The following is a 5,047-nucleotide window of genomic DNA, read 5'->3' on the forward strand; positions in this document are numbered from 1 at the left end:
AATGTGCAGAGGGCACATCCGTCGAGCGGATGTGCCCTCTTACCTCTGGTCGGGGTGGCCGGATTCGAACCGACGACCTCTTCGTCCCGAACGAAGCGCGCTACCAAGCTGCGCCACACCCCGAGGCGTGCCGACAAATAGTAGCCCACCCGCTCCGATGGTCAAACTCGGTACCCCCGCCGCCCGACCCGGCCGAATCGCGCTCGGAGCCGCCAAGATCCGCACAACTTCCCCGATGTTGCTGCCTCCCGGCACGGCGAGGCAGCAACATCCCCGATACTGCGCGGATCTTGGGGCGACGGCGGGGCGGGCGGGGCGACGGCGGGGCGGGTGGTCAGGGGCGGCCGGGGAGGCGGGGCACGACAGGTCAGCGGGGGATGAGGGTCAGGATGCTCGCCTCCGGGGGGCAGGCGAAGCGGATCGGTGCGGTCGGGTGGGTGCCGAGGCCGGCGGAGACGTGCAGCCAGGAGTCCGACCCCGGCCACCGGTGCAGCCCACGTGCCATCGAGCGGGGCAGGCCGCAGTTGGTCACCAGCGCGCCGTACCCCGGGACGCAGACCTGTCCGCCGTGGGTGTGCCCGGCCAGCAGCAGGCCGAAGCCGTCGGCGGCCATCTGGTCGAGGACCCGTGGCTCGGGGGAGTGTGTCAGCGCGATGGACAGGTCGGCCGAGGACGAGACGGCGCCGGCCACCGCCGGGTAGTCGTCCCGGTCGATGTGGGGGTCGTCCACGCCGACCAGGTCGAGCTGCCGGCCACCGGCCTTGAGGGTGGTCCGGGCGTTGTTGAGGTCCGCCCAGCCGGCGCCGGTGAGCACCTGGCGCAACTCCTCGTAGGGCAGGTCGACGCCCTCGGTGTACTCCCGGTCGGGCAGGAAGTAGGTGAACGGGTTCTTCAGCACCGGCCCGGTGTAGTCGTTGGAGCCGAACACGAACGCGCCCGGGTAGTCGAGCAGCGGTTGCAGCGCCCGCAGCACGCCCGGCACCGCGCCCGGGTGCGCCATGTTGTCGCCGGTCACCACGACCAGGTCCGGGTCGAGGGCGGCCAGCGACGCCACCCAGCGCTGCTTGCGCGCCTGGTCGGGCATCATGTGCAGGTCCGACAGGTGCAGCACGCGCAGCGGCTCCGCGTCGGACGGCAGCATCGGCACGTCGTACCGCCGGAGGGTGAACATGTTGCGCTCGACGAGCGACGCGTACGCGAGTGTGGTCGCGCCGACCGCGGCGGTTCCGGCGGCGAGGCGGAATAGTGTGCGCTTTCGCATGGCGTTCAGGGTAGTTTGACCGTCCATGAGCACGCTGAAGGACCGCCTCACCGCCGACATGCGTTCCGCCCTCAAGGCGCGCGACGAGTTGACCACCTCCACGCTGCGGATGGCCCTGGCCGCCGTCGGCACCGCCGAGGTGGCCGGCAAGGCCAAGCGCGAGCTCACCGACGACGAGGTGCTCGCGGTGTTGACCAAGGAGGCCAAGAAGCGCCGGGAGGCGGCCACCGCCTTCGCCGACGCGGGCCGCGCCGAGCAGGCCGCGAAGGAGACCGCCGAGGGTGAGGTGCTGGACCGCTACCTGCCCAGGCAGCTCTCCGACGCCGAGCTGACGGAGCTGGTCGCGGGGGCGCTCGCCGCGGGCGGCTTCACCGGCAAGGCCCAGATGGGCCCGGCCATGAAGGCGGCCCAGGCCGCGGTGGCCGGCCAGGCCGAGGGCGGTCGGGTCGCCGCCGAGGTACGCCGACAGCTCGGCCTCTGATCTGCCGGTTCGGACCGACGAAAACGGGCGGGCACCCGCAGTGGGTGCCCGCCCGTTCGTGTGTCCTGCTCGTCGGCTCAGCCGTTCGGGCGGCCGCCGGGTCGACCGGGCGTGCCACCGGGAGGTGCCGGCTTGTTGCCGTCCGGCGGGGTGCCGCCACCGCTGCTGATCTGGATGGTGACGGGGCCGCCCTTGATGGTGCGCCCGTCCGGGTTGGTGCCGGCGGCGGTGCCCGCCGGGCAGGGGGACGCGACCTTCGCCTCGGAGACGATCGGCTCGAAGCCCGCGCCCTTGATCCGGGACTTGGCGGTCTCCACCGGCTGGCACTTCACGTCCGGGATGCTGCGCTGGTCACCCTCGGAGATCTTCTGGCCCGGGGGCTCGAAGTTGATCCGCGGCTTGCCCTTCATGGCGTCCCGCAGCGTCTCGTACACCGGCGGGTTGATGCCGTCCTTCTCGGAGTGCTTCATCTTGACGTTGGTCTGCGGCCAGTCCGGGTCGGCCATGATGCCGGCCACCGCGTACTGCTTGGTCATCGCGACCAGGGCGGCGGTCTTCTCGGAGTCGGTGGTGCCGGACTTGCCGGCCACCGGCGCGTCGACGATGCCCTTCACGACCGCGGCGGTGCGGCTGCTGCCGCACTTGCTGGTCTTGGAGTTGTCGCCGACCGGGCAGCGGGCGGCGTCCACGGCGGCGCGGGCCACGTCGGTGCTGAACCGCTTCTCGCAGCGCGGGTTGGCGATGTCGAGCTTCTTGCCCTCCGGGTCGCGGATCTCCTGCACCGGGATCGGCTCGCAGTACTTGCCGTCCGCCGCGAGGGTCGCGTAGGCGTTGGCCAGGTCCAGCGGCGTGGTGGAGGAGACGCCCAGGGTGAAGGCGCCCCACTGGTGGGCCGAGTCCTTGGTGGCGGCGAACTTGGCGTCGTTGCTGGCCCGGAACTGGATGCCGGCCCGCTTGGCGACGTCGACCACGTTCTCGGCGCCGACCTGCTGCTGCAGCGGCACGAAGTAGGTGTTGATCGACTGGGCGAAGGCGCTCCACATGTTCTGCACGCCGCCGGCCTTCTTGCCGGAGTTGGTCGGGCAGTAGAAGTGGGTGCCGGGGCAGGCCGCCGGGCTGCTGCTGTCGATGATGTATTCCGACTTGAACTGCTGCGGCGCGTTGAACGAATAACTGAGCGGGATGCCCTTCTCCAGCGCGGCGACGATGGTGAAGATCTTGAACGTCGAGCCGGCCTGGTAGCCGGCGATGCCGTCGCCGCCGGTGAGCAGCGGGTTGACCGTCGCCGGGTAGTTGCCCTTGATGCCGCGCCTGCTCTTCGCCGGGTCGCTGGAGATCTTGTTCTTCGGGTTCTTCGGATCGTCCAGCTTGAACTGCCGGTTGACCGCGAGCGCCCGCACCCGCCCGGTGCCCGGCTCCACCACGGCGACCATGGCGGCTTCCTTGCTGGTCTCCTTCTTGGCCCGGCGAACCGCCGCGTCCGCGCCCTTCTGTGCCTGGACGTCGATCGAGGTCACGACGGTGTAGCCGCCGCTCTTCAGGCGCCGCTCACGGTCGTACGAGGTCGAACCGAACGTCTCCTGCTGCATCCACCAGCGGTAGAAGTAGTCGCAGAAGAAGCCCCAGCTGTTGACGTTTGTGGCGACGCAGCCGTTCGGGGTGCGCTTGTCCTGCACCTTCAGCTTGACCGCCTTGGCGGCGTCGGCCTCCTGCTGGGTGATGGCCTTGGTGTCGACCATGTTCTGGATGACGTAGTTACGCCGGTCCAGCGCGAGGGGGTAGCCGCTCTTGGTGGTCGGGTCGTTGGTCGTCGGGGCCTTCACCATGCCGGCCAGCAGCGCGGCTTCCTCGATCTTCAGCTTGCTCGGCGGTTTGCCGAAGTAGACCTGGCTGGCGGCGTAGATGCCGTACGCGCCGTTGCCGAACGAGGCGAGGTTGAGGTAGCGGGTCAGGATCTCGTCCTTGGAGAACTCCTTGTCGACCTGCAGGGCCAGCCGCATCTCACGCAGCTTGCGGGCGCTGGTGTCCTCGGTCGCGGCGACCACGTCGGCCGGATGCGTGGCCGAGTAGGCGATGGCCAGCCGGACGTACTGCATGGTCAGCGTCGAGGCGCCCTGACGCCCGGCGCCGTCGCTCTGGTTGTTGACGAACGCGCGGGCGACACCGTTGATGTCGACGCCGTTGTGCTTGTAGAAGTCGTGGTCCTCGGCCGCGATGATGGCCTTGACCATGTACGGCGAGATGTCGGCGAGCTTCACGTCGCGGCGGTTCTCGTCGTACATCGTCGCCAGCGGCGTCTTGCCGTCCGACGCCAGCAGGTAGCTGATCTGTGGCGCGCGGGCCACCGTCAGCTCCGTCGGCAGGTTGCCGAATGTCTCTGCGCCGGCCTTGGCGGCCAGGCCGGACATCGCCACCGCGGGGAAGGCCGCCGCAGCGACCACCACGCCAGCCAACAGGCCACATATGAGCAGCGATGCGGCGTTGGTCAGCACATTGTGGTCACGTTTCCGCATCCAGGTCACCTCGGCATGGTACGCGAGTAGGGAACGAGGGGCGCTGGGGCGTTCTTTCCCCATTTCCTGCGTGCGCTGCCCTCGTTGTGCTAAACGCATGACCCCCCGTACGAGGTTGCGTGTGACCTGGCGCGAGTCTCCACCGTTCGGCGGAGGCTCCGCAGCGTTTTCGCCGACCTCGGCGGGGTAACCGGCGGTCGAGAGCCCGGGAAGCCGGGAGTGTCCGGAATGATGGATTTCGCCGACAACGTTGCGTAATCAGCCGACTACAGAGCATGATGATGGCGGCGACAGCGCCACATGTCGTCCGCACCGCCTTGGGGAAGGCGGCCGGGCGACCGGGGGGAAATTGCCGGCTGCCGTGCAACGAGGTCGGTAGGTACTGCAAGGGGGGACGTGTACACATGGGCATGATCACTGACTGGCCGTCGCTGGCGGCGTGTCAGAACGGGGACCCGGACGCGTTGTTCGTACAGGGCGCCGAACAGAACGTGGCGAAGCGGATCTGCCGGAGCTGCCCAGTTCGGTACGAGTGCCTGGCCGACGCGCTGGACAACCGGATCGAGTTCGGTGTGTGGGGCGGTATGACCGAACGCGAACGCCGGGCGTTGCTGCGTCGGCACCCACAGGTGACGAGCTGGCGCAAGATGTTCGAGGCAGCGATGAAGAAGAACAGCAAGGACAAGGCTGGCAAGGACAAGATCCTCGTCAGCGCGGCCACCTGACGCCGGTCACGACCGGCCGACCGCCGCGCCGATCGTCCGCAGCCCGTCGACGTCGTGCACGTCGGCG

The 5,047-nt window shown here is 69.3% G+C and carries 4 protein-coding genes and 1 tRNA gene; 2 read left to right on the forward strand and 3 right to left on the reverse strand.

Annotated elements, in window-relative coordinates; all coding sequences use genetic code 11:
• Nucleotides 1–46: 46 nt before the first annotated feature.
• Nucleotides 47–123 (reverse strand) — tRNA-Pro (locus AB0J68_RS26930).
• A gap of 244 nt (nucleotides 124–367) precedes the next feature.
• Nucleotides 368–1,261, reverse strand: a complete 894-nt coding sequence (locus AB0J68_RS26935; protein WP_363941094.1) for a metallophosphoesterase — start codon at nucleotides 1,259–1,261, stop codon at nucleotides 368–370.
• Nucleotides 1,262–1,286: 25 nt separating this feature from the next.
• Between AB0J68_RS26935 and AB0J68_RS26940 the strand changes: the two genes are divergently transcribed.
• On the forward strand, nucleotides 1,287–1,742 hold the full coding sequence (locus tag AB0J68_RS26940; RefSeq protein ID WP_007466213.1) for a GatB/YqeY domain-containing protein: 456 nt from the start codon (nucleotides 1,287–1,289) through the stop codon (nucleotides 1,740–1,742).
• Between the two features lie 77 nt (nucleotides 1,743–1,819).
• Here AB0J68_RS26940 and AB0J68_RS26945 read toward each other — a convergent pair whose 3' ends face one another.
• Entirely contained in the window at nucleotides 1,820–4,255 is a 2,436-nt protein-coding gene (locus AB0J68_RS26945) for a transglycosylase domain-containing protein (RefSeq protein ID WP_363941096.1), read from the reverse strand.
• A gap of 404 nt (nucleotides 4,256–4,659) precedes the next feature.
• On the opposite strand from AB0J68_RS26945, the gene AB0J68_RS26950 reads away from it, so the two are divergent.
• Nucleotides 4,660–4,980: a WhiB family transcriptional regulator gene (locus tag AB0J68_RS26950; RefSeq protein ID WP_007466209.1), complete on the forward strand. Its 321-nt coding sequence runs from the start codon at nucleotides 4,660–4,662 to the stop codon at nucleotides 4,978–4,980.
• Nucleotides 4,981–5,047 lie beyond the last annotated feature (67 nt).

The sequence above is a fragment of the Micromonospora sp. NPDC049580 genome (genome assembly GCF_040675595.1).
GTDB lineage: Bacteria > Actinomycetota > Actinomycetes > Mycobacteriales > Micromonosporaceae > Micromonospora.